22 protein-coding genes are annotated in these 22,438 nt (G+C 67.7%); 9 read left to right on the top strand and 13 right to left on the bottom strand.

What is annotated here, in order from left to right:
• Positions 1-8 precede the first annotated feature (8 nt).
• Genes ACYVKL_RS21180 through ACYVKL_RS21210 form a run of 7 tightly spaced genes read left to right on the top strand, consistent with a single transcriptional unit; the run spans position 9 to position 7,814 of the window.
• Positions 9-1,466, top strand: coding sequence for an MlaD family protein (locus ACYVKL_RS21180; RefSeq protein WP_357189545.1), 1,458 nt, complete (start codon positions 9-11; stop codon positions 1,464-1,466).
• A complete protein-coding gene (locus ACYVKL_RS21185; protein ID WP_379165437.1) occupies positions 1,463-2,506 on the top strand; it encodes an MCE family protein in 1,044 nt (347 codons plus the stop codon). Before ACYVKL_RS21180 ends, ACYVKL_RS21185 begins: the two co-directional genes overlap by 4 nt.
• Positions 2,506-3,501 carry an MCE family protein gene (locus tag ACYVKL_RS21190; RefSeq protein ID WP_379165810.1) on the top strand — a complete coding sequence of 332 codons (996 nt, stop codon included), beginning with the start codon at positions 2,506-2,508 and terminating at the stop codon, positions 3,499-3,501. Before ACYVKL_RS21185 ends, ACYVKL_RS21190 begins: the two co-directional genes overlap by 1 nt.
• Positions 3,498-4,610 (top strand): MCE family protein, encoded by a 1,113-nt coding sequence (locus tag ACYVKL_RS21195; RefSeq protein ID WP_379165438.1) that lies wholly within the window; start codon positions 3,498-3,500, stop codon positions 4,608-4,610. The genes ACYVKL_RS21190 and ACYVKL_RS21195 overlap by 4 nt, the downstream gene beginning before the upstream one ends.
• The gene (locus ACYVKL_RS21200) at positions 4,607-5,728 is read left to right on the top strand and encodes an MCE family protein (protein WP_213558622.1); all 1,122 of its coding nucleotides are present in this window, start codon (positions 4,607-4,609) and stop codon (positions 5,726-5,728) included. Before ACYVKL_RS21195 ends, ACYVKL_RS21200 begins: the two co-directional genes overlap by 4 nt.
• Entirely contained in the window at positions 5,725-6,897 is a 1,173-nt protein-coding gene (locus ACYVKL_RS21205; protein WP_213558621.1) for an MlaD family protein, read from the top strand. The genes ACYVKL_RS21200 and ACYVKL_RS21205 overlap by 4 nt, the downstream gene beginning before the upstream one ends.
• A 53-nt stretch (positions 6,898-6,950) precedes the next feature.
• Positions 6,951-7,814 carry a hypothetical protein gene (locus ACYVKL_RS21210; protein ID WP_379165439.1) on the top strand — a complete coding sequence of 288 codons (864 nt, stop codon included), beginning with the start codon at positions 6,951-6,953 and terminating at the stop codon, positions 7,812-7,814.
• A gap of 79 nt (positions 7,815-7,893) precedes the next feature.
• On the opposite strand, the gene ACYVKL_RS21215 is transcribed toward ACYVKL_RS21210, so the two are convergent.
• The 6 genes from ACYVKL_RS21215 to ACYVKL_RS21240 all read right to left on the bottom strand — a co-directional run bounded on the left by ACYVKL_RS21215 (position 7,894) and on the right by ACYVKL_RS21240 (position 13,646).
• The gene (locus tag ACYVKL_RS21215; protein ID WP_357189535.1) at positions 7,894-8,544 is read right to left on the bottom strand and encodes a ribonuclease H family protein; all 651 of its coding nucleotides are present in this window, start codon (positions 8,542-8,544) and stop codon (positions 7,894-7,896) included.
• A 10-nt stretch (positions 8,545-8,554) separates the two neighbouring features.
• A complete protein-coding gene (locus ACYVKL_RS21220) occupies positions 8,555-9,055 on the bottom strand; it encodes an SRPBCC family protein (RefSeq protein ID WP_213558618.1) in 501 nt (166 codons plus the stop codon).
• A 51-nt stretch (positions 9,056-9,106) separates the two neighbouring features.
• On the bottom strand, positions 9,107-10,300 hold the full coding sequence (lhgO, locus tag ACYVKL_RS21225) for an L-2-hydroxyglutarate oxidase (RefSeq protein ID WP_379165440.1): 1,194 nt from the start codon (positions 10,298-10,300) through the stop codon (positions 9,107-9,109).
• A gap of 10 nt (positions 10,301-10,310) precedes the next feature.
• Positions 10,311-11,048: a hypothetical protein gene (locus ACYVKL_RS21230; protein ID WP_379165441.1), complete on the bottom strand. Its 738-nt coding sequence runs from the start codon at positions 11,046-11,048 to the stop codon at positions 10,311-10,313.
• Positions 11,049-11,411: 363 nt separating this feature from the next.
• Positions 11,412-12,203: a TIGR03084 family metal-binding protein gene (locus tag ACYVKL_RS21235; protein WP_379165442.1), complete on the bottom strand. Its 792-nt coding sequence runs from the start codon at positions 12,201-12,203 to the stop codon at positions 11,412-11,414.
• Between the two features lie 87 nt (positions 12,204-12,290).
• On the bottom strand, positions 12,291-13,646 hold the full coding sequence (locus ACYVKL_RS21240; protein ID WP_379165443.1) for a DUF445 domain-containing protein: 1,356 nt from the start codon (positions 13,644-13,646) through the stop codon (positions 12,291-12,293).
• A gap of 227 nt (positions 13,647-13,873) precedes the next feature.
• Between ACYVKL_RS21240 and ACYVKL_RS21245 the strand changes: the two genes are divergently transcribed.
• Complete coding sequence (locus ACYVKL_RS21245; protein ID WP_379165444.1) at positions 13,874-14,950, top strand: metallophosphoesterase; 1,077 nt, start codon at positions 13,874-13,876, stop codon at positions 14,948-14,950.
• 26 nt (positions 14,951-14,976) lie between these two features.
• Here ACYVKL_RS21245 and ACYVKL_RS21250 read toward each other — a convergent pair whose 3' ends face one another.
• The 7 genes from ACYVKL_RS21250 to ACYVKL_RS21280 all read right to left on the bottom strand — a co-directional run bounded on the left by ACYVKL_RS21250 (position 14,977) and on the right by ACYVKL_RS21280 (position 21,723).
• A complete protein-coding gene (locus tag ACYVKL_RS21250; protein ID WP_379165445.1) occupies positions 14,977-15,984 on the bottom strand; it encodes a zinc-binding dehydrogenase in 1,008 nt (335 codons plus the stop codon).
• A gap of 4 nt (positions 15,985-15,988) precedes the next feature.
• The gene (locus tag ACYVKL_RS21255) at positions 15,989-16,561 is read right to left on the bottom strand and encodes a TetR/AcrR family transcriptional regulator (RefSeq protein WP_379165446.1); all 573 of its coding nucleotides are present in this window, start codon (positions 16,559-16,561) and stop codon (positions 15,989-15,991) included.
• Positions 16,554-17,405, bottom strand: coding sequence for an alpha/beta fold hydrolase (locus ACYVKL_RS21260; RefSeq protein WP_379165447.1), 852 nt, complete (start codon positions 17,403-17,405; stop codon positions 16,554-16,556). The genes ACYVKL_RS21255 and ACYVKL_RS21260 overlap by 8 nt, the downstream gene beginning before the upstream one ends.
• 114 nt (positions 17,406-17,519) lie before the next feature.
• Complete coding sequence (locus ACYVKL_RS21265; RefSeq protein WP_379165448.1) at positions 17,520-18,347, bottom strand: short-chain dehydrogenase/reductase; 828 nt, start codon at positions 18,345-18,347, stop codon at positions 17,520-17,522.
• The gene (locus tag ACYVKL_RS21270; protein WP_379165449.1) at positions 18,347-19,810 is read right to left on the bottom strand and encodes a flavin-containing monooxygenase; all 1,464 of its coding nucleotides are present in this window, start codon (positions 19,808-19,810) and stop codon (positions 18,347-18,349) included. Before ACYVKL_RS21270 ends, ACYVKL_RS21265 begins: the two co-directional genes overlap by 1 nt.
• Before the next feature lie 12 nt (positions 19,811-19,822).
• Positions 19,823-20,845 (bottom strand): PDR/VanB family oxidoreductase, encoded by a 1,023-nt coding sequence (locus ACYVKL_RS21275; protein ID WP_379165450.1) that lies wholly within the window; start codon positions 20,843-20,845, stop codon positions 19,823-19,825.
• Complete coding sequence (locus tag ACYVKL_RS21280; RefSeq protein ID WP_379165451.1) at positions 20,842-21,723, bottom strand: metal-dependent hydrolase; 882 nt, start codon at positions 21,721-21,723, stop codon at positions 20,842-20,844. The genes ACYVKL_RS21275 and ACYVKL_RS21280 overlap by 4 nt, the downstream gene beginning before the upstream one ends.
• A gap of 98 nt (positions 21,724-21,821) precedes the next feature.
• On the opposite strand from ACYVKL_RS21280, the gene ACYVKL_RS21285 reads away from it, so the two are divergent.
• Complete coding sequence (locus ACYVKL_RS21285; protein ID WP_379165452.1) at positions 21,822-22,433, top strand: TetR/AcrR family transcriptional regulator; 612 nt, start codon at positions 21,822-21,824, stop codon at positions 22,431-22,433.
• Positions 22,434-22,438 lie beyond the last annotated feature (5 nt).

The raw sequence follows: 22,438 nt of genomic DNA on the forward strand, positions 1-22,438 counted from the left end.
CGCACCAGATGATCATCGATCCGAGCGGGCGCGGACCGACGATGCGGCAGTTGCTCATCGCCGGTGTCTGCGGCCTCACCGTCATGGCCGTCATCCTGGGCTTCCTGATGGCGCGCTACAAGGGCTACTTCGTCGAAAAGGTCAATGTCACCGCGAATCTCACCACCACCGGTGACGGCCTGCCGGCCAACGCGGACGTGAAGTTCCGCGGCGTGCTGGTGGGCGCGGTCAAGGATGTGTCGGTGGCCGCCAAGGGCGAGCTGCAGCAGGTGCACATCGAGATGAAGCCGGAGTACACCTCGGGCATCCCGGCCAATGTCACCGCGCGTGTCGTGCCGTCCAACCTGTTCGCCGTCACCTCGGTCGAACTGGTCTACAACGGAACCGATTCCGCGCACATCAAGGAGGGCTCGCAGATCGCGGAGGACACCTCCAAGGGCACCATCGCCTTGCAGGACACCCTCACCACGGTCCGCAACATCCTCGGCAAGCTGGATCCGGTGCAGCTGGGCCGGGTGCTGGGCACCCTGTCCTACGCCCTCGACGGCAGCGGCCGGATGCCCGGCTCCACCATCGAGCGCGTCGACACCTGGCTCACCGGGGTGCGCGGGGCGGTCCCGGACGTGGGCGGCTTCCTCGACGACTTCTCCACCTCCTTCCGCGCGCTCAACCAGTCGGCGCCGGAACTGATGGGCGTGCTGCAGGATTCGGTCAAGACGGCGCAGACCATCTCCGACCGCCGGGCCGAGCTGACCGCGCTGCTGGCCGGCACCTCGAACACCGTCGACAAGGTGAACGGTCTGTTCGCCCGCAACCCGAATGTCGGCAAGGACGTCACCACCGGCACCAGCGCCCTGTTCGGCGCGCTGTCGGACAACCCGGACGCCATCCCGCAGGCCATCTCGAACCTCAACGACTCGGTCCGCAAGCTGGGGTCGACGTTCCACTGGGGTACGCAGAACCAGATGATCTGGAACCTGGGCCTGACCTTCACCCCGTACAAGCCGTACACCCGGGACGACTGCCCGCGCTACGGCGAGCTGGCCGCGCCGAGCTGCGCCACCGCGCCGCTCACCTCGGATCCGGGCACCCTGCCGGATTCCTTGCGGCCCAGGTCCATCGACGCCGCGGCGGGTCTGCCGATCACCGCGCCGCCGCCGGGCTTCCCGCTCATTCCGGGCGTGACCGTCACCGGTGTGCCGTCGACGACCCCGGGCGACGCTCCCAAGCCGGGCAACGACCCGCTCGCGGGCACTCCGCTGCAGGGCATGTTCCCGAACCTGGTTCCGGCGGCCCCGGCGAGTCAGCCGGCCACCCCGGCGACCGGCAAGGACATCGCCCTCGCCGGTGACGACGCCATCACCGCGGTGCTGGGCCGGCGTCCCACCGCGGCCGAATACCTGCTGCTGAGCCCGATTCTGAAGGATGCGACCGTGCACCTGACGCAGAGCGAGGCCGGCCGATGAGCATTCGCAAACCGCTGATCGGCTTCGGCATCTTCGCGATCGTGTCCGTCCTGGTGACCGCGGTCATCTGGAACACGCTCGCTCGCACGGTGCAGGGGTCCACCAACACCTACTCCGCGACCTTCACCGATGTGCTCGGCCTGCGTCCGGGCGATGACGTCCGGATGGCGGGCGTGCGGGTCGGCAAGGTGGAGAAGATCGCCCTGGACAAGCAGAACCAGGCGCACGTGACCTTCATCGTGCAGCGTGATCAGACGCTGTACGGCGACACCAAGGCGCTGGTCCGCTACCAGAACCTGATCGGTCAGCGGTATGTCGCGCTGACCCCGCCGGTCGCGGGCAAGCCGAAGACCGGTGATCACGTGGCGCTGAAGAACAATGGCGTGATCCCGATCGAGCGCACCGAGCCGTCGTTCGACGTCTCCGGTCTGCTCAACGGATTCCAGCCGCTGTTCCAGGTGCTGCAGCCCGAGCAGGTGAACAACCTGTCCAACACCTTCATCCTGGCGTTGCAGGGCGACAATGTCTCGTTGAGCGCGTTCATCACCCAGGCCGCCGCGGTGGCCTCGGACTTCGAACGCCGCGACGGGATCCTGTCCGACGTGATCACCAACCTGTCCAGCGTCATGTCCGGTCTGGCCAAGCGTGGCGACGAACTGGAGACGCTGGTCACCCAGACCCGCGCTCTGATCGGCGGCCTGTACGCGCAGGGTCAGTCGCTGCAGGCGTCGACCGTCCAGATCGCCGACGCCACCCTGGGTCTGGTCGGGATGTTCGGTTCCATCCAGCCGAAGCTGGTGGCGGCCCAGGCCTCCACCAATTCCGCGCTGGCGGTGTTGCTGGCCAACGGTTCCAAGCTGGACCAGGCCGCGGTGGATCTGCCCGGCATCCTCACCAACGTCGGCAAGTTCACCCAGAACGGCGCCTACGCCAATGCTTACCTGTGCAGCCTGGACGTCTCGCTGTACGGAGTCCTCTTCCCGCGCGGTCTGTTCTCGCAGATCGGTGGCAACTCTCACTCGGCGGTGTGCCGTCCATGATGTCGAAACTCAAGTCCCGCTTCCAATCCAATCGCAACTTCTGGCTCGGTGTGCTCGGCACGCTCGTCATCGTCGGCTTGCTGCTGGGCTCCACCGTCTACAAGTCGGTGGGCATCGGCACCAAGGCCGTCAAGGCGGAGTTCGTGCAGACGGCCGGCATCAAGGTCGGTGACAAGGTGGACGTCTCCGGCGTCCCGGTCGGCACCGTGTCGGGCGCCGAGCTCGAGGGCGACCACGTGCTGATCACCTTGAGCGTCAACGACGATGTGAAGCTCGGCCCGGATGCCAAGGCGTCGATCAAGATGGCGACCCTGCTGGGCGCGCGCTACGTCGACCTCGTCCCGGGCGACGGCAAGGGGCTGAAGGGCAACCGGATCCCCAAGTCCAACACCGTGGTTCCCTACAACCTGGCCGACGTGGTCCAGGAGGGCACGCCGAAGTTCGAGGAGCTCGACACCAAGAAGCTGGCGGACTCGCTCAATCTGATCAATCAGCAGATGGGTGACACCCCCCAGATGACGGTGCAGGCCCTCGACGCCATCGGCGCGCTGGCCAAGACCATGAACAACCGCAAGGACCAGGTCGACCAGCTGCTCAAGGATCTGGACAAGGTCACCAAGATCCTCGGCGACAACCGCAACAGCGTGCTGCTGGTGATCACCCAGGGCGAGGCCATTGCCAACCGGGTGATGGAACGGCAGGGTCTGCTCAAGAGCCTGCTGGACAACATCGCCAAGCTCAGCGGTCAGCTGCAGCAGATCGGCGCGCAGAACGACAACCGGTTCGGCCCGACCCTGCAGCAGCTCAACACCATGGCCGACGGTCTGCAGAAGAACAAGGACAACCTGGATCGGCTGCTGTCGATCATGCCGCCGGCCGTGCGGCAGTTCAACAACGTCTTCGGCAACGGCAACTACGGCGAGGTCGCGCTCCCGTGGCTGTTCCCGGACAACTGGTTGTGCTTCGCGCAGGTGAACGAGGGGTGCCACCAATGACATCGACGCAGCGCACACGGCTGCTCCGCCGAATCGCCAAGGCCGCCATGATCGGTGCCGTGGCGGGGGCCGTCGGCTCCTGCTCGCTGGTGCCGCTCGGGGTGAAGGACGCGGCGGGCCAGACCCAGCACTTCACGGCCGACTTCCTCAACATCGCGGGCATGTTCGAGGGCAACCCGATCACGGTGCTCGGCCTCGAGGTGGGCCGGGTCGACAAGATCATTCCGAAGGGTCAGTACGTCGAGGTCCACATGACCGTGGACAAGGGCGTGGACATCCCGAAGAACGTTCAGGCCGCCCTGGTTTCGCCGTCCATCGTGACCGACCGCCACATCGAGCTCACCCCGCGCTACACCGGCGGCGACAAGCTGCGCGACGGCGCGCACCTGACCACCCAGCAGACCAAGACCCCGGTCGAGCTGGACACCATGATCAAGACGATCGACAGTTTCGGCGCCGCGCTGAAACCCCAAGAGGGACAGGACGGCATCGGCCCGCTGTCGGGCCGGGTGCTCTACCCGATGATGAACGGCAACGGCGAGAAGATGCGCGACGTGCTCAACTCGCTGTCGGGCGCGTTGAAGACGGGCCTGGACAACAAGGACGCCATCTCCACCATCATCATCAAGCTCAACGAGCTCACCACCATGCTCGCCGAGAACGACGACTCGGTGCGCGGGTTCAGCAACAAGATCACCCAGATGACCGGGCTGCTGTCCGAGCAGGCCCCCGGCCTGCAGGGCACCCTCGATCAGCTGAACGCCTTCCTGGCCAACACCAGTGGCGCGTTCTCGCAGTACTCCGATCAGCTCAACGGCACCCTGACCGGGCTCACCGCGGTCACCAAGCAGCTGCGCGACAACGCGGCCGGGGTGACCGAGGTGGTCGACGTGACACCGCTGCTCATGCAGAACCTGGATCGGTCGGTCAACCGGCAGGGCAACTTCATTCGCCTGCACGGCCTGATCGGCACGGCGCTTTCCGGCGAGATCATCAGCGTGTTCTGTGAGCGCGTCCAGATGAAGGCGGATGGTTGCCGGACAGGAAAGATGGAGGATTTCGGACCTGACTTCGGTCTGATGGCGGCGGCGCTGGGGATGACCAAATGAGTAATCGACTGTCGGGCCCCTGGGGTGAGCGCACCGGTCGCCGGGCGCGCCGCGTGATCGTGGCCGTCGCGGTGACCGCGACCGCCGTGGTGGCGTCGGGCTGCGGTCTGACGGTGGAGAGCCTGCCGCTGCCCAAACCCGGTGCGGGCGAAGAGACCTACACCATTCACGCGGCCTTCGACAATGCCCTGAACCTCCCGGATCAGGCCAAGGTCAAGATCGGTGGTTCGGACGTCGGAGTGGTCACCAAGATCACCACCAAGGACTTCAAGGCCAACGTGGACCTGGCCATCCGCAAGGACATCGAGCTGCCCAAGGGCAGCACAGCGGAATTGCGGCAGGCCACCCCGCTCGGCGACGTGTTCGTGGCGGTGTCCAAGCCCAAGACCCAGCCCGGCACCGAAATGCTGAAGGACGGTGGCCGGATCGAGAACACCTCGGCCGGCGCCACCGTCGAAGAGCTGCTGATCTCGGTCTCGTTGCTGTTCAACGGCGGCGGCATCGCCAGCCTGTCCAAGCTGACCTCCGAGATGGACTCCATCGTCGGCGGTCGCGGTGAACAGCTCGGTCACGTGCTCACCCAGATGACCAGTGTGATGACCAGTCTGAACAAGAACAGCGCGCGCGTCGACAATGTGCTGTCCGGTTTCAGCGCGCTGGCCAACACCATCGAGGCCAACCATCAGCAGCTCGGTCAGGTGGCCGACAGCTTGCCCGGCATGATCGGCGCCATCGCCGAGAACAACCAGGCCATCGGCGATCTGCTGAACAAGATCTCGACAACCAGTGCGGCGCTGGGCGATTACGCCAACACCACCTCGGACTCGCTGGGCAGCCTGCTCGACAATCTGAACCAGCTGATGTCCGCGCTGGCCCGGACCGATCAGACGCTCGGACCGGCGCTCGACGCACTGCACGACATCCGCCCCCGGGTCGATGCCACGTTCAAGGGCGACACGCTGGCCCCGGCCGCCGTGCTGTCCATGCTCGATATCGGCCTGCTCACCGACCCGGCCAACAGCAAGTTCCCGGATGTGAAGGACCTCAACGACTTCGGGGGCAGCCTGATCCAGGTGCTGCAGGTCATCTACGGCAGGATCAACGGGGGTCACCGATGAACTGGGTATCGCGACACAAGAATCTGGTGTCCAATGGCGCGCTGGTGCTGATCCTGCTGGTGGGCGCGTCCTATCTGGCGATCAGCGTGATGCGGGTGAACCCGCTGCGCGAGACCTACACGGTGACGGTCAATCTGGATCGGTCCGGCGGTCTGCAGGCCGGCAATGACGTGACCCTGCGCGGCTACCGCGTCGGCAAGGTCAACGACATCACGCTGATCGACAACGGCGCGGCCATCGCCGCCACGGCCGAGATCGACAAGAAGTACTCCATCCCCGCGGACACCGTGGTCGCGGTGGGCGCGCTCTCGGGCGCGGGCGAGCAGTACATCGACTTCCGCCCGAACACCGAGCAGGGTCCCTTCCTGCACAACGGTTCGCTGGTGCAGTTCGATCCGGCCAAGGTCAAGACGCCCACTCCGGTGTGGTCGGTGCTCGACAATGCCAGCGCCCTGATCGCCCAGGTGGATCCGGACAAGTTCAGCGTCATCCTGACCGAGCTGGACACCGCCCTCTCCGGCGGCCCGGACCAGCTGCGTTCGCTCATCGACGCGATCAGCATCGCCACCAACGGCCTGGACAATCTGCTCCCCCAGACCACCAACCTGCTCAAGAATTTGCAGGTCATTTCCGGCACCACCGCGCTGGCGCAACCCGATCTGGGTACGCTGACCCGTAATTCGAGTGTGTTGTTCAATCAGTTCAACGACGCGAATGCCGAACTTCAGAAGATCCTGGAGCAGGCTCCCGGCCAGATGCAGGCCCTCGGCGCGGTGCTGGACAAGACCGCGGACCCGATGACCAGTCTGGCCACCAACTTCGCGGCCATCACCAAGGCCGCGCAGCTGCGCGCCCCGGCGCTGCGGGCACTGTTCCCGTCGCTGGTCATCGGCACCTCCGCCATGGGTGTGCCGGCGCACGACGGCGAGTTCTACACGATCATCGATATCTGGCCGCGCGCGTTCTGTGACTACGCCACCAAGAAGGTGCGGCCGGATGTGGCGACCGAGAACACCATCCCGAGGTGGGCGGGTTACTGCCCGAACCCGACGCAGGACCAGCAGATCCGAGGGTCCGGCAACGCGCCGCGACCGGACGTGCCGAACAACGGCGCACTCCCGCCAGCGGGAGCGGATCCGAACGAACGGACCCTGCCGCCGGTCAAGTAAGGGCCTTCAACCAACACGGTGCGTCCGCAGCGCACCGGGAAAGTGATCGATAGATGTCGGACGACGCTGCCCAGGACAAGAAAACCGAAGACGATTCGATCGCCGAGGCCGATAGCCAGGGCAACGCCGAGAAGGTCACCGAGCCGGAAGCCGCTGAGCCGGAGGCGAGCACGGAAGCCGAGTCGAAGGTGACCACCGAAGCCGAGCCGAAGGCGAGTGTGGACGCCGAGGCCGCGACTGGTTCCGAGCCGAAGCCCGAGCAGCCGGCGGCCGACTCGAAGTCCGGCAAGTCCGGCCTGCTGTCCGCGGTGCCGGTGCCGCTGGTCGCGCTCGGCGCGCTCGGTGTGGTGGCGGTGGCCGCGATCGCCGGGGCGGCCGGATTCTGGTGGCAGTCCCACGACCGCGCCCAGCAGCTCGACAACCGCGACAACGCCACCTCGGCGGCGTGTGGGTTCGTGCGCACCCTCACCGCGTACGACGAGAAGTCGCTGCCGGACTTCGCCGCCCGGATGAAGTCGCAGATCGCCGACGGCGGCGAGTTCGCGCAGAGCTTCGAGCCGGTGGCCTCCGATCTGCAGGACCTGCTGATCAAGCAGCACGCCAAGGCCACCCTGAGCATGCTGCGCTGCGCCTACGAGAACGGCGACGCCAACAAGGCCACCATCCTGGTCGACGTGCTGCAGACCGCCAGCAACGATCTGCACGCCCAGCCGGTCGTGCTGCCGCTGCCGTCCTATGTCGAGCTCGAGAAGAAGGGCGACAAGTGGCTGGTCACCAAGTACCGCACGGTCTATGGCAACGACGACAGCGCCATCCCGGGCGCCGGTGGTGACAAGCAGGGCATCCAGCCTTCGGGGCAGGCGACTCCGCCGGCGCAGCCCGCGCCGACCCCCGCGGCTCCCAAGCCCGGCAACTGAACCGATAACAGCGAAAGGGCCCGTCCTCCGGATTTCCGGAGGACGGGCCCTTTTCGTGTGAGCGCTTCGGCGTGGCGTGTCAGAACAGGGTGAGCGCCTCGGTGACAGGCGCTTTGGCGGCCGCCGCCCGGCGGCGCGGGGTGGCCGGTGCGGAATGCGCGGTGGCGCCGATCTTCTCGGCCGGATCCGCGGGCGCGGTCACCGGGAGCGGTTCGGTCTTGGGCTCCGCGATCGGGATGGGCGCGGTGGGCGGATCGAAGGGTTCCGGCTGCGTGGCGTCGGAGTCGGTGATCTCCCCGGTGGCGGCGGCCTGGCGGGCGGCCTGCCCGGCCAGGGTGTCGGCCTGCTCGTTGAAGTAGTTGCCGACGTGCCCGCGCACCCAGCGGAACCGGACCGGGCCGGGGCGGGTGGCGATGGCGCGGTCGATCTGCTGGATCAGCTCGACGTTCTTCACCGGTGCGCCGGTGGAGGTCTTCCAGCCGTTGTTGCGCCAGCCGTTGATCCACTCGGAGGCGCATTTGATGGCGTAGAGCGAATCGCTCTCGATGAGTAGTGGTTCGGTACTCGGATGGGCCCGCACGGCCTCGAGCAGCGCGCGTAGCTCCGCGATCTGATTGGTGCCCGAGGGCCCGCCGCCGCTGGCTGAGCCGCCCGCGTGATTGACCCAGGCCCAGCCGATCGCCCCGCCCGGATTGCGCAGGCATGATCCGTCGGTGCTCACGATGATCATGCGGCCTACCCTACGCGATCCGGCCGACAAGATCGGTGCCGTGGAATTCCTCTATCTCCCTGCGCAATTGCGATTCGGTCCGCCGGACCGTGGCCTGCACCAACGCGGCCAGCACCGCGGAGAGCAACTTGCCGGTGACGCCGCGTGGCGCCCAGTACTCGGTCTCCGAGGTCAGCACCGCGCGGCCGTACCCCAGCGGGTCGAAACGCAAGGTGATGACGCAGAAGTTGGAGCACGCCGACGCCGGCTTCCCCTTCCGGCGTCGGCGCAGTGTGTACTCGATGACCGCGTTGCGGCGGTAGTCGGTGATCTCACACTCGATCGTGGGATGCCACAGGCCGACCCGCAGCGTCGCGCCGAAGACGGCTCCGAGACCGTGGTCGGAATCTCCGACCGGCTCGAACCCGACGACGCCGAACGCCCAGTCCGGCACGAACTGATGGTTGTCCGTATATGTGAACGCGACTTCCACCGGTGCGCCGACATCACTCGCGTACTTGAAATGGCCCATAGGCTGCTCCCTGTCCCACGGCTGCCATTAAAAGTACTACAGCAATCCTATTTATTGAACGGAGTCGTCCAATCGGTCCACGATGTACTCGGCGATCGGCAGGGCCGAGGTGGCCGCCGGGGACGGGGCATTGAGCACGTGGACCGAACGCGGCGTGTGCTCGAGCAGGAAGTCGTGAGCCAGGGTACCGTCCCGCAGCACCGCTTGAGCCCGGATGCCCGCCTCCCGCGGCAACAGGTCCGCACGCGTCAACTCGGGGCAGTAGCGCCGGCATTCGGCCAGGTATCCGCGCTTGAACAGCGAGTTGCGCAGTTCCCGCAGCCCGGTGCGGACATTGGCGGCGGCCACCTTGTGAAAACCGCGGTAGCCCAGGATCTCCCGGGCGTCGCGCAGGTTCACACTCCCCTTGGCGTAGCCCTCGCGGGCCAGCCCCAGCACGGCATTGGGCCCGACGGTCAGCCCGCCGTCGATGGTGGGGCTCAGATGCACACCCAGGAACGGCAATTCGGGATCCGGGATCGGATAGATGAGGGTGTTCACCAGATCTTTGCGGTGCGGCGGCAATTGGTAGTACTCGCCGCGGAAGGGCACGATCCGCAGGTCGATGTCCAGTCCCGCGAGCCGCGCCATCCGGTCGGCCTGCAGCCCCGCGCACACCACGAGCCGCCGGGCCTGCCGACTGCCGTCGGGGCCTGAAATCGTTACCGCTGAGTCTGTTTCGCTGATGGCGGTGACCTCCGCGTCCAGCACGATCTCGCCGCCGGCCGCGCGTACGTCCTCGGCCAGCGCCCGGGTCACCCTGCCGTAGTCGATGATCCCGGTGCTCGCCACGAACAGCGCCCCGACCCCGGTGATCCGCGGTTCCCGCCGCACCAGCTCGGCGGCGTCGAGCAGCTCCACCTCGACGCCGTTGGCGACCGACCGCTCGTAGAGCGCGAGCATCCGCGCATGCTCACCGGCATCCGTGGCCACCAGCAGTTTTCCGCACTCCTCGAACGGAATGTGGTGTGCCGCCGCGAACTCCTTGGTGAGCTGTGCGCCGCGCACGCACAGCCGCGCCTTCAGGCTGCCGGGCTCGTAGTAGATGCCGGAGTGGATGACCCCGCTGTTGTGCCCGGTCTGATGCAGGCCCAGCTCCCCGGCCTTCTCCACCAGCAGCAGGCTCGCCCCCGGATGACGCTCGAGAATGCGGTGCGCGGTCGCCATCCCGACGATGCCCCCGCCGATCACGCAGTAGTCGTACACACCGGAAGTCTCACACAGTGACGGTGGCCGAGTCTGCCCCGTGGGCGGCGTTCACATCGGGCGCGACGGTGGTGTCGGGCTTGCCGGTGGTGTCGGGCGCTGCCGCCGGGACCGGGTGGCGCGCGATCTGCAGGCCGTAGGTCCCCAGCGCCGGATCCGACAGGGTCAGCGTCACGTCGCCGTGGCTGTCCACGTCGGTGCGCAGCCGGGTGTTGGCGGTGGGATCGGTGGTGATCCCCAGTTGGTGCCCGAGCGGCGAGTTGAGCAGAACGTCGGCCAGCGTGGCGAAGACATTGGTGTCCAGGGTGAGGGTCACCGTGTCGTGCTGGACTCCGCCCAGCTGCGCGCCCACATAGGTGGTGCCGAGCCGGAGCTGCCCGGTCAGCGGATGCGGTACGTCGACGGCGGGCCCGCCCGGGTGGGCCGGAATCGCCTGAGCCGTCGCCGGTTCCAGCGGACGGCTGCTGAAAAGCGAGGTCAGCGCGATCTTCTCGGCGATCGGCGCGGCGATCTGGAGGCCCTGCCGATCGGTGTCGCCGTGGCCGGGCGCGGCGAGCGCCGGGCGGTCGGCCGGTGTGGTGGTCGCGAGCTTGCCGGGCCGCTGGGCCATCTCGTTGGCGATGTACGAGCCCGCCGCGACGGTCAGTCCGATGCTGGCCATGCTGGCGGTGACGATGGCGCTGTAGCGGATCACCTGGGCCGCGCGCCGGGTCGACCGGGCGGCCTGCGTCGCCAATTGATGCGACATGACTGGTGCGTCCTCTCCCTCTCCCCTGGGTCCCCCTGCGCAACGCAGACCCGCACCATTGAAAGTCGTACGCTCGTCCAGATTACGGTGGCCGCGGGTACCACATGCCGTAGGTGAGACCAGGATCACTCTCGGAAAAGGTTGGGCATCATCAGGTTTTCCCCGGCGAAACCCTGGGTAAAAAGCTGATAGCGGCGAGCGCCAACTCGACTGCCATCGAAGAGACCTCCGGCCAACGGCGTCCGGTCGGCACCAGGCACGGCGCACCCAGGCTGGCGCTCGCTCGCTCCCTCCCAGCTCGGCTGGGAGGCAAGCCCCGGTGGGAATTGGGGATTCTGGTCGGAGGCCGGGATCGGCGGCGGGTCAGGCGAACTGGCCCGCCGCTCGGCCGGTTCCGGGCGGGCCGGCGAAAGCCTGTGCCAGGCCCAGCCATTCCAGCGCCTCCGCGCCCCGGACCTCGAGCGCCAGATCGTCGAGGTGGCGACGCTGGGTGACCAGCTGACAGAAATCCCAGGCCGGGCCGGTGATCCGCTGCGCGGCGTCCTCGGGCCCCCACGTCCACAGGCTGCCGTCGGGTGCGTTCAGCTCGATCCGGAACTCCTCGGCGGGCGCGGTCTTGCCGTGGGTCACGTACGCGAAATTGCGGGTCCGCACTCCGATGTGCGCGATGTGCCGCAGTCGTGCGGTGGGCTCCCGGGTGACGCCGAGGGTGTCGGCCACGTCCTGTCCGTGCGCCCAGGTCTCCATGAGGCGGGCGGTGACCATCGAGGCCGGGCTCATGGGCGGGCCGAACCAGGGCAGCTTGGTGCCGGCCGCGACCGTGCGCAGCGCGTTCACCAGGGCCGCGCGGTCCCGTCGCCAGTCGGCGAGCAGTTGCGGCGCAGGGGTTTTCGCGCCTTCCTCGGCGGCTTCGTCGACGAAGGTGAGTGCCTTGGGCAGGGCGGCCTGGACCAGCTCGTCGAATTCCACCGGGTCGGTGGCGGCGATCGCGGCGACCCGATCGGTCCAGTTCAGGTGGGCGATCTGATGCGCGATGGTCCAGCCGACGGCGGGGGTGTCGCGTTCCCATCCGGTCGGATCCAGGTCCGCGATCAGCCGATCCAGGTCGGCGCATTCGGCGGTGAAGTCGGCGAGCAATGCCTCGAGATCGGCCACGGGGCCAGCATCGCAGCCGCACCGGAAAAATGCAAGCACGCGTGCTTGATTTTTGGTGCGCTGTTCGGTTGCTGCGAAAAGGGCTTCCTACCAGCCGAAAAGGATCAGATGCACGGCGCCGACGACCAGGCCCAGGGCCGCACCGTGGAGATACAGCAGCCACGCGTCCTGTTCGACGGAGGCGTAGAACATCTCCATGAATTCGCCGGGCGTGAGTTGCTGCAGCTTGCGGGCCGCGAACTCGTCGATCTTCTTGGCCTGCGCGGCGGCGAACTCCGGATCGTCGGCCAGGCTCGGGGCGAGTCCCACCGCGGCGGAGGTCGCGCCGATCTTCAGATTGTCGAACTGCCGCTTGCCGAATACGGTCCGCACCACGGAATGGGTCGGTCCGAGCTGCCGGTGGATCTCCGTGGAGATCAGGCGTTCCAGCAGCTGCCGGGTCTTGTCGCCGTTCGGTCCGCTGAGCAGTTCGCCGGCCAGGTTCGGCAGGGTCAGCACCTGGTAGGCCAGGATGTGGGCGAGATCGGCGGCGGCCTCGGGCTGCCGCTTGGCCAGCAGCGCCTGCTTCCACAGGTACTTGTACCAGGGCTGTGGATCGCCCGGCTCGAACACCATCTTGACCGCGATGACATTGACCAGCACGCCGATGGTCGCGGTCGCGGACAGGATGACCAGCCACGGCGGGATCCAGCCCAGCACCGGAATGCCCTGGTGTACATGCATGTACAGGGCCAGCAGCAGACCGAAGGGCGCGCCCAACAGGCCGATGCGGACCATGAACTTCAGTTCCGGCGCGGCGATGGTGGTGGTCAGGTCCTTGAGGATCTCCGGGTTCTCCCGCAGATACCGGATGACGAAGTCCTTGATGTCGATCAGCTGGTCGACATTGTCGCCGAGCTGCTCGAAGGCGTTCCGGGCCAGCGTCGGCAGTTCGCGTTCGATGCGCTGGTAGAGCGCATTGCGCACCGATTTGGGCACCGCGCCCCACAGGTCCGGGTTCTCCTTGCTCATGATCTCGTCGACCATGCCCGGCACCTGTTTGCGGCCCACCTCGGCGATGTAGTCGGCGATGCCCTCGAGGTCGAGTTCGCGAATGAAGTCCTTGGGACTGCCGATTCGCATGATGGCCACATCGACGCAGATGCTGGCCATCTTCTCGGCGCGCGCCGGGATGAAGCCCTGGAAGCCGAGTTGCCTGCCGTCGCCGGAGAAGGTGGGCAGCACCTGTACGCGACGCGGGAGATAGGGGTAGAGGATCTCCAGCCCCGGGACCCGGAAGCCCTTGAAGTAGACCGGCCAGAACAACATCAGCACGCCGGTCCAGTTGGTGAGCCAGCCGGCGATGGCGCTGAAGATGGGGAAGCTGATCAGATCGACCACGAGCTTGGACTGGCCCGTCAGTTGTTCCCAGTCGAGGAACAGGCCCGAGGCCAGTGTCGTCATAGCAGGGTCCCCCTACGGCCGAGCACGTGTGAGAAAACGGATTCCCAACACTCTCATCGGGCGATGTCGCTGTCAAAAGGTTCCTGGCCTGGAAGAACATGTCGTGTCGCGGCGCCGCGGGCGGGGTCCGCGCGACCTACTCTGCGGCGGGTCCGGGAGTTCGGAATACTGGTCAATCGACCAGGGTGGCAGTCAGGGAGCCCATCGTGACAGGCAGGGAGCAGCGCATGACCGTCGATCGTCGGGGATTCCTCGGTGGCACCGCCGCCGCGGCCGTGGGTGGCACCGCCGCACTGGCGCTGGGCGCCGCCGCCGCACGCGCCGAGAACGCCCCGGCCATCGGCAAATTCGCCTTCCCCGACACCGAGCGCCTGCGCGTGCTCGTCACCGGCGACGCGGGCACCGGCGCGCGCCCGCAGTGGCAGGTCGCCGACGCCATGCGGGAACAGCATGCGCGCGAGCCGTTCTCCCTGGCCCTGGCCCTCGGCGACAATGTCTACGAGCAGGGCCCCTGGGCCGACGACGACGCCCAGTTCGCCGCCAAGTTCGAGGACCCCAACCACGACCTCGACTTCCCCTGGCTCATGGTGCAGGGCAACCACGACAACTCCTCGATCCTGCCCGGCGACGGTGGCTGGCTGCTGCGCGGCGATCACGAGGTGGCCTATCACGCGCGCTCGGCCCGCTGGTTCATGCCGTCTCGCTATTACTCGGTGCGGATTCCACAGGAGCGACCGGTCGTCGAATTCTTCGTGCTCGACCTCAATCCCGTCGCCGCCTACCTGCCCCCGCTCTTCCAGCCCTACTGGGCGGCCGACGGCCAGTTCATGACCGAGCAGGCCGCCTGGCTGGACCGGGCCCTCGACGAGTCCACCGCCACCTGGAAGATCGCCTGCACCCACCACCCGTACCGCAACAACGGCCCGCACGGGAACGCCGGCGAATACGACGGGTTCGGTATCGGCCCGATCGACGGCCGGCACGCGCGGGACTTCTTCGAAGCGCACGTGGTGGGCCGCTGCCAGTTCCTGTTGTCGGGCCACGATCATTCGCTGCAGGTGCTGGAACCCACCCCCGCCTCGAAGGGCACCCGGCAGATCATCTCCGGCGCGGCCGCGAAATCGGTGCACGGGGAACCGTCCTCGGGCAGCAAGAACACGCCGAACGGCGCACTGTACGAGAACTACAACGATCTCGGCTTCATGGTCCTGGACCTGACCCCCACGTCCGCCGACCTGGGGGTCTACACCGTCGATCTGTCGAATGGCCAGTCGGCCAACGTCTTCCAGCGCAAGCTCGGTTAACCTGCCGAATCGAGCCTTTGAGTCGACTATGGTTTCAGGACGATCCGGATCGGGTTGCCCTCCTTGGCCTCCAGGGCGTGGACGGCCTTCGCGGCGTCGGCCAGCGGCACCACGGCGCTCACCGAACGAGAGAAGTCGACCCGTTGCAGCCCTTGCAGTTTCACCAGTTGGGTGACGTGCTCGGGCAGCGAGCCGTAGTGTCCGCGCAACTGCTGCTGGAAGAAACTGAACGCGGTGCCACCGGTGATGGTGATCGGTTTGTCGGTCAGCCCGACCAGCACCAGGCGGCCCTGCGGCGCCAGGCAGGTCACCGCCTGCTCGCGCACCGGGGCCACGCCCGCGAAGTCGAAGGCGGCCGCGAGGCCGGTGCCCGAGGCCTGGAACACCTTGCGCCGCAGGTCCGGATCGGCCGGATCGAAGGCCAGGTCCGCGCCGAAGGACAGGGCGCGCTCGCGGGCGGCGGGCAGCGGATCGATCGCGATGATCGGCGCGGCGCCGATCATCCGCAGCAGCTGGACGCCGTGCGCGCCCAGCCCGCCGACGCCCCAGACGCCCACGGCCTCACCGGGTTTCACCTCGGCGGTGGCGGTGATCGCCGCCCACGGCGTGGATACCGCGTCGGGGATGAAGCAGGCCTGCTCGAACGGCAGCTCGTCGGGAATCGGGACCAGGGTGTCGATCCGGGCCAGGGTGTATTCGGCCCAGCCGCCGTCGTAGTCGACGCCGCGGGTGAAGGTGGCGCCGTCGCGCAGCTCACCCGCCTGCAACAGCACTCGGTCGCCGACCTTGGCGGCGGTTACGCCCGGTCCGAGGGTGTGCACCGTGCCCGCGACCTCGTGGCCGAGCGTCACCACGTCGCCGCGCAGGAACAGCGGGGTCAGGGTGCCGTCGATGAGGTGGACGTCGGACAGGCAGACGCCCGCCGCCTCCACCTTGACCAGCACGTGGTCCGGGCCCGGTTCCGGGATCGGCACCTCGTCCAGTTCCAGTCGACGTTCGGGTCCCAGGTGCAGTCGCGCGGCCAGCATCGTCATCGGCTCATCGTAGGCCGATGTCGGTCAGTCCACGGTCGAGAAAACGGATCATCCAGGCGAAGCTCTCCTCGGAGTCGTCGCTCCACTGGAAGCCGTCGGAGGCCTGCAGGCTGGCGAAACCGTGGAAGGTGGAGCGCAGCGTGCGCAGCGCGTGCACCATTTCCTGCTCGCCGATGCCGTAGCCACGCAGCACCGCCTCCATGGATTCCAGCACCCGCGAACCCGATTGCAGCAGTGGATCATCCGGCCCGGTGAAGCGTGCGCCCACGGTGGCCGCGTAGCGGCCGGGATGTTCGACCACGTAGGAGCGGAAGGCCTGCGCGAAGGCGGTCAGCGCGTCGCTGCCCGCGAGCCCGTGCATGGCGTCGCGCACCCGGACGTCGAGTTCGGCCATGGCCAGCGCGGCGATGCCGTGCTGCAGGTCGGCCAGGCTCTCGATGTGCTTGTACAGCGAGGGCGTGCGCACCCCGAGCCGTTGCGCGAGCGTGCCCAGCGCCAGCTCGCCGAACCCGACCTCGTCGGCGAGGGCGGCTCCGGCGGCGATGACGTCGGTCCGGTTCAGGCCGACCCTAGGCATGGTGTTCCTTCAGGAACGGCAGGATCAGCTCGGCGGTCCGGTCGGCGGCCTCGAACTGCGGGTAGTGGCCGGTGCCCTCGACCAGGCCCAGGCTGCCCAGTCCGGCCGGCAGCGCGTCGACGATGCGCCGGCCCTCGGCCTCGGGGCTGGGGAAGTCCGGGTCGGCGCTGCCCATGATGACGAGCGCGGGCCGGGTCACGTTGGGCACCTGGGCCTCCGCGTCCGCCGGGGTGGACTTGCCGCACTTCATGAACTCGGCCATCCGGCCGGGCTCGCGCAGCTTGGCGGCGACCTCGCCCAGGTACTCGTCGAGGTCGGCCGGCTTGGACGGCATGGCCACCGTCAGGTACTTCAGCCACTGGCCGATGCTCTTGAAGATCATCGTGCCCATCAGCGGGATCATCCCCTTGCGGTGGTGCGCGTTGGTGAAAAGCGCTGCCACGTCGGCCTTCTGGGTGAGGGTGAAGGGGTTGATCTCCACGATGGCCCGCACCAGGTCCGGCCGCAGCGCCGCCGCGATGGTGGCCGAGCCGCCCGAGAGCGAGTGCCCCACCACGATGGCGGGCTCGCCGCCCAGTCGCTCGATGACCGCCAGCAGGTCGTTGGCCACGTCGGTGCGGCTGATGGCTTCCTTGCCGGTCTCCGACGCCCAGTCCAGGCTCGACTCGCCGTGTCCGCGCATATCGGTGTTGACCACCCGGTATCCGGCCGCCGCCAGCAGTGGGGCGAGATGCCGGTTCACCGTGCGGTCGATGCCCATTCCGTGGGACAGGACCACCAGGGGTCCGGTACCGATCTCGTCGTATGCGATGCGGCCGCCGTCGATGTCCACGTACTGCGTCATGGTCTTGTCGCTCTCTGGGAGTAGCTAACTGCGATAGCCATAAAGCTAATCGCTTTAGCCAACCGCGTCAACCGCTGTCCACGCAGATCTCGTCGATCGAGGTGATCTCGCAGGTCAACGCCGTTCCTCGATTGCGTGAACGAGCTGGTGCACGGTGGAATTCGCCGCCAGCAGGCGGTCGGCCACGACATTGACCGCGCCCCGCAGCAGGGCATACGGCTCCCACCCGCGCGGCGCGATGGTGCGCGGCGCCCGGCGCTCGATGCCGTCGGCGATGGTGCCCGCGGCCTGCGCGGCGGTGATGCGCACATTCAGCGGCCACGGCAGCAGGGCGTCGAGCCGGCGGCCGAGATCGTCGGCGTCGAGCATGTCGTGGGTCATGGCGGTCTCGACGATGCCGAAATAGGCGACGCCCGCGCTGGCCCCGCTCGCTGCGAGTTCCACCCGCAGCGCCCGGCCCAACTGTTCGACCGCGGCCTTGCTCATCATGTACGGCGAGCCGCCCATGCCGGGCGCGAACGCGGCGCACGAGGACACCACCACCACGTGCCCGCGGGCGCGGACGATGTGGTCGAGGGCCGGGTGCACGGTATTGAACACGCCGGTCAGGTTGATGCCGATGACCCGGTCGAAATCGCGCGGGTCCATGGTGCGCAGGGTGGCGGGCGCCGGTGTCACCCCGGCATTGGCGACCACCACGTCCAGTCGGCCGTACCGGTCGACCACCTCGGCGACCACGGCCGCCATCCGATCCCGGTCGGCGACGTCGGCGACCACCCCGTCCGCGCCGAGCTCGAGCGCGGTGCTCTTCGCGGTGGCGGCGTCGATGTCGGCGACGATCACGCGTGCGCCGCGACGGGACAGGATGGCGGCCAGTTCCCGCCCGATCCCCTGGCCCGCGCCGGTGATCAGCACGACCTTGCCGTTGACGGAGTACCGCATCAGGCGCCCACCTCGTATGCGTCGGAATCGAAATGCTTGGTGCGCCTGCGATATTCGAAGCTCCACCCCGGATACAGTCCGGCGTTGCCGCCCTCCGGCGTGGTGTAGTAGCTCTCGCAGCCGCCGGTCAGCCAGACGGTGTCGGCGCTGCGGCGGTGCATCTCGTCGACGAACGCGTCCTGCCGCGCCGCGTGCACCTCCACCCGGTGCGCGCCGCGGCCGCGCAGGGTGGTGAGCGCGTCGACGATGTAGGCGATCTGCGATTCGATCATGTAGATCGCCGACTGGTTCCCGGCCGCGCCGAACGGTCCCAGCGTGCAGAAGAAGTTGGGGAATCCCGCGACGGCCGCCCCCAGATAGGTGCGTGGTCGCTTGCGGTGCACGTCGGCGATCGTCACCCCGTCACGGCCGGTGATGCGTTCGAACGCCGCCGGAACAGGTTCGAAGCCGGTGCCGAAAACAATGGTGTCGACCGGGATTTCGACGCCCGCGCGGGTCACGATGGACCGCGGCCGGACCTCGGCGATGCCGTCGGTGACGACCTCGACATTGTCCTGATCCAGCGCCGGGAGATAGGCGTCGGCGAAGATGGCGCGCTTGCAGCCGATCATGTAGTCCGGGGTGACCTTGGCCCGCAGCCGCGGATCGCGGATCTGGCGGCGCAGCTGGAATCGGCCCAGCAGCTCGTAGGGGTGGCGGAAGCGGTTGTCCACGAAGCCGACCAGCCCGAAACCTTCGATCAGCGTGTACCAGGTGCCGCGAACCAGCTTCTGCGCCACCGGGATCCGCCGCAGCAGCGACCGCTCCACACTCCAGGTCGGCCGGTCCATGCGGGGCACGATCCAGGGGGCGGAACGCTGGAACACCGTCAGCGCCGCCACCGCCGGCTGGATCTCGGGGATGAACTGCACCGACGACGCGCCGGTCCCGATCACCGCGACCCGCTCGCCGGTCAGATCGTGGTCGTGGTCCCAGTGCAGCGAGTGAAAAGTCTTGCCTTCGAAGGTTTCCAGTCCGGGCAGCGCCGGATACTTCGCTTCGGTGAAGATGCCCGCCGCCGCGATGAAATAGTCGGCGGTGAGCGGGCCCCGCGAGGTCTCGATCCGCCACAGCGCGTCCTCGTCGTCCCAGCGTGCGTCGAGCAGTTCGGTATTCAGCCGAATATGCCGCACCACATCGTGTTCGGTGGCGACGCCGCGCAGGTATGCCAGGATCTCGGCCTGCCGCCCGTAGGTTCGCGACCAGTTCGGATTGGGCGCGAAGGAGTAGCTGTACAGCTGCGAAGGCACATCGCACGCGCAGCCGGGATAGGTGTTGGCCTGCCAGGTCCCGCCCAGGTCGTCCGCGCGTTCCAGCAGCACCAGGTCCTCGAACCCGGCCTCCCGCAACTTGATCGCCATCCCGATGCCGCCGAAGCCCGCGCCGAGGACGACGATGTTGCGGTGTTCCATGGTGTCGCTCATCGGTGAGGCCTTTCAGAGGTCGAGAACGAGCGGACCGTCGACCGCGCGGGACACACACGTGAGCATGTGGCCGGGTCGTTCGGCATCGGTGAGCAGCCGGTCGCGGTGGTCGACCGCGCCGGACAGCACGCGCGTCTTGCAGGTGCCACAGAATCCTTGGCGGCACGAGTAGGCGACGTCGGGGTGCGCCCGGCGGATGGCGTCCAGCGCGGTTTCGGTGCTGCCGACGCGGACCTCGATTCCGGTGCGCGCCAAGGTCAGAGCGAATTCCCGGCCGTCGCGCACCGGGAGCGCGGAGAAACGCTCGGTGTGCAGCGAGGCTGTCGGATTCAGGGTGAACAGCGTGCGCTGCGCGGCCGCCAGGACCGGCGGCGGACCACAGACATAGACGGCGGCGCCGGGCGGCGCGGTACGCAGGATCGCTTCGATATCGGGTACGCCGGATTCGGCGTCGGCGCGGATGTCGGCGTCGGCGGGCAATTCACCGAGGAAGGGCATGGTCGCGCGGGAACGCCCCAGATACACCAGCCGTCCGCGGGTTCCGGCCGCGCGCACCATCGGGAGGATCGGTGTGATGCCGATGCCGCCGGCCACGAACAGATACGACGGCGCCCGCTCCACGAAGGTGAATGCGTTGCGGGGACCGCGGATTCGCAGCGGGTCGCAGGGGCGGAGCGCGTGCATCTCGAGGGATCCGCCGTCTCCGCCCGGAATCCGGCGTACCGCGATCCGGTAACGGTGCTGATCGACGGGGTCGCCGCACAGTGAGTACTGGCGTTGCCGCCCCGAGGGCAGGAAGACGTCCAGATGCGATCCCGGCCGCCAGGCGGGTAGTCGTTCGTGGCCGGGCCGGACCAGGGTCAGACTCACCACGTCGTCGGCCTCCACTGTGACCGCCTCGATGACGACGTCCAGGTCGAATCCGGTGTGGCGCACCGGATCCGGACGCGACAGCGATGGCGTGGTGAACACCTTCTTGTACGCGTCCATCGCGGCGTTCAACGCGCGCAGCCCGATCGTGGGCGCGGCCGTCATGCCCGGGCCGCCGGGGAGTGGGCGAGGTACCGCAGCGCGTTGTCCATCGAACCCAGTTGGGAAGGGTGGAAATTCCGCTTCAGGTAGCGCGGCATCTCGGTGATGAAGGTGGTGGCGTTCGGGATGACGTGCCGGCGGGTGGCGCTCACGAACTGCGCCGCCCAGAACCGCCCCTTGTCCGGGGCCGGGTCCCGGCGATACAGGTAGGCCGTCGAGATCATGAACAGTGTCAGCAGCGCGGAGCCGGCCAGCAGTCCGGTGCGCGCCCGCCGCCCGTACCCGCCGTCGACGTGCATGTACGCGTCGAAGACCACGCTGCGGTGCTCGACTTCCTCCGCGCCGTGCCACCGCACCAGGTCCAGCATCGTGGGATCCATCCCGATCCGTTGCAGCGCATCGGTTTCCAGCAGCCATTCGCCGATCACCGCGGTGAAATGTTCCATCCCCGCGAACAGCCCCAGCCGTTCCTTCAGCCATTCCCGCCTGGCCCGTCCGCTGAGCCCGTGGTCGCCCAGCACCCGGTCGGTCAGCCACGCGACCTTGGCGACGTAGGAGTCGACGTCGAGTCCGATCTCCTGCAGGTGTTTTCGCGCCCCCTCATGGCTGCTCGCGTGCATCGATTCCTGCCCGATGAACCCGGCGACCTCCTCCCGCAGCCGCTCGTCGTCGATCAATGGCAGCGCCTCGGCCAGACAGGCCGCCATGGCCCGTTCCCCCTCGGGCAGCACCAGGTGCATGACGTTCACGACATGCGTCGCCAGCACTTCGCCCGGGATGTAGTGCATCGGCACCGACGAGAAGTCGAAGTGCACGTCCCGGGCCTGAATCGCATGGGCCTCGTCCTGATAGGAGCGCCTCGTTGCACTGTCCTCAGCCATGCGCCGACCGTAACAAAGCAACAAACTGCATGGCAATGTTGCAGCCACAAATCGCCACAAATTGTTGCATCGCTACACCCGGCTGTTAGCCTCGACCTGTGCCTTCCACTCCCGCCACCTCGAAAGACGCGACCGGAACCGACAGCATCGAGGACCGCATCCTGGACGCGGCCTTGGTCCAGTTCGAGCGTGTGGGCGTGAAGAAGACCACCATCGAGGACGTCGCCCGCCAAGCCGAAGTCGACCGCGTCACCGTCTACCGTCGCATCGGTTCCCGCGACGAACTGGTCCGCGCCGTCACCGCCCGCGAGGTCCGCAAACTCCTCGTAGAGCTGAACGACATTCCGGCCCGCCACGACACCTTCCCCGATGCGGTCGCCGCCGTCTTCTCCACCGTCGTCACCCGCTGGCGCACCCATCCCCTGGTCGACCGCCTACTCACCCTCGAGCCCGACCGCCTGCTCCCCCAATTCACCACCGAGGGCGCAGCCCCCTTCGTCCTAGCCGTAGTCTCCGCCACCGACCTCATCCGAAAAGTCCTGGCCGACAACGACCTCCCCGAACCACCGGACCTCTCCGCCCGCACCGAGATCACCTGCCGAATAGTCCACTCGGTAATCCTCCAGCCCACCGGCGGCATCGACCTCGACTCCGAACCAGCCCTCACCACCTTCGCCAAGACCTACCTGGTCCCGATCCTCACCCCCTAGCCGCG

The sequence above is a fragment of the Nocardia tengchongensis genome (assembly GCF_054781395.1).

Bases quoted from the DNA above. Each gene is read 5' to 3' on its own strand.
- ACYVKL_RS21230 (WP_379165441.1), bottom strand. From the start codon at position 11,048: ATGTCGCATCAATTGGCGACGCAGGCCGCCCGGTCGACCCGGCGCGCG.
- ACYVKL_RS21200 (WP_213558622.1), top strand. From the start codon at position 4,607: ATGAGTAATCGACTGTCGGGCCCCTGGGGTGAGCGCACCGGTCGCCGG.
- ACYVKL_RS21205 (WP_213558621.1), top strand. From the start codon at position 5,725: ATGAACTGGGTATCGCGACACAAGAATCTGGTGTCCAATGGCGCGCTG.
- ACYVKL_RS21280 (WP_379165451.1), bottom strand. From the start codon at position 21,723: ATGGCTGAGGACAGTGCAACGAGGCGCTCCTATCAGGACGAGGCCCAT.
- ACYVKL_RS21255 (WP_379165446.1), bottom strand. From the start codon at position 16,561: ATGCCTAGGGTCGGCCTGAACCGGACCGACGTCATCGCCGCCGGAGCC.
- ACYVKL_RS21185 (WP_379165437.1), top strand. From the start codon at position 1,463: ATGAGCATTCGCAAACCGCTGATCGGCTTCGGCATCTTCGCGATCGTG.
- ACYVKL_RS21190 (WP_379165810.1), top strand. From the start codon at position 2,506: ATGTCGAAACTCAAGTCCCGCTTCCAATCCAATCGCAACTTCTGGCTC.
- ACYVKL_RS21270 (WP_379165449.1), bottom strand. From the start codon at position 19,810: ATGAGCGACACCATGGAACACCGCAACATCGTCGTCCTCGGCGCGGGC.
- ACYVKL_RS21240 (WP_379165443.1), bottom strand. From the start codon at position 13,646: ATGACGACACTGGCCTCGGGCCTGTTCCTCGACTGGGAACAACTGACG.
- ACYVKL_RS21195 (WP_379165438.1), top strand. From the start codon at position 3,498: ATGACATCGACGCAGCGCACACGGCTGCTCCGCCGAATCGCCAAGGCC.
- ACYVKL_RS21250 (WP_379165445.1), bottom strand. From the start codon at position 15,984: ATGACGATGCTGGCCGCGCGACTGCACCTGGGACCCGAACGTCGACTG.
- ACYVKL_RS21260 (WP_379165447.1), bottom strand. From the start codon at position 17,405: ATGACGCAGTACGTGGACATCGACGGCGGCCGCATCGCATACGACGAG.
- ACYVKL_RS21215 (WP_357189535.1), bottom strand. From the start codon at position 8,544: ATGATCATCGTGAGCACCGACGGATCATGCCTGCGCAATCCGGGCGGG.
- ACYVKL_RS21220 (WP_213558618.1), bottom strand. From the start codon at position 9,055: ATGGGCCATTTCAAGTACGCGAGTGATGTCGGCGCACCGGTGGAAGTC.
- ACYVKL_RS21210 (WP_379165439.1), top strand. From the start codon at position 6,951: ATGTCGGACGACGCTGCCCAGGACAAGAAAACCGAAGACGATTCGATC.
- ACYVKL_RS21275 (WP_379165450.1), bottom strand. From the start codon at position 20,845: ATGACGGCCGCGCCCACGATCGGGCTGCGCGCGTTGAACGCCGCGATG.
- ACYVKL_RS21180 (WP_357189545.1), top strand. From the start codon at position 9: ATGATCATCGATCCGAGCGGGCGCGGACCGACGATGCGGCAGTTGCTC.
- ACYVKL_RS21245 (WP_379165444.1), top strand. From the start codon at position 13,874: ATGACCGTCGATCGTCGGGGATTCCTCGGTGGCACCGCCGCCGCGGCC.
- ACYVKL_RS21265 (WP_379165448.1), bottom strand. From the start codon at position 18,347: ATGCGGTACTCCGTCAACGGCAAGGTCGTGCTGATCACCGGCGCGGGC.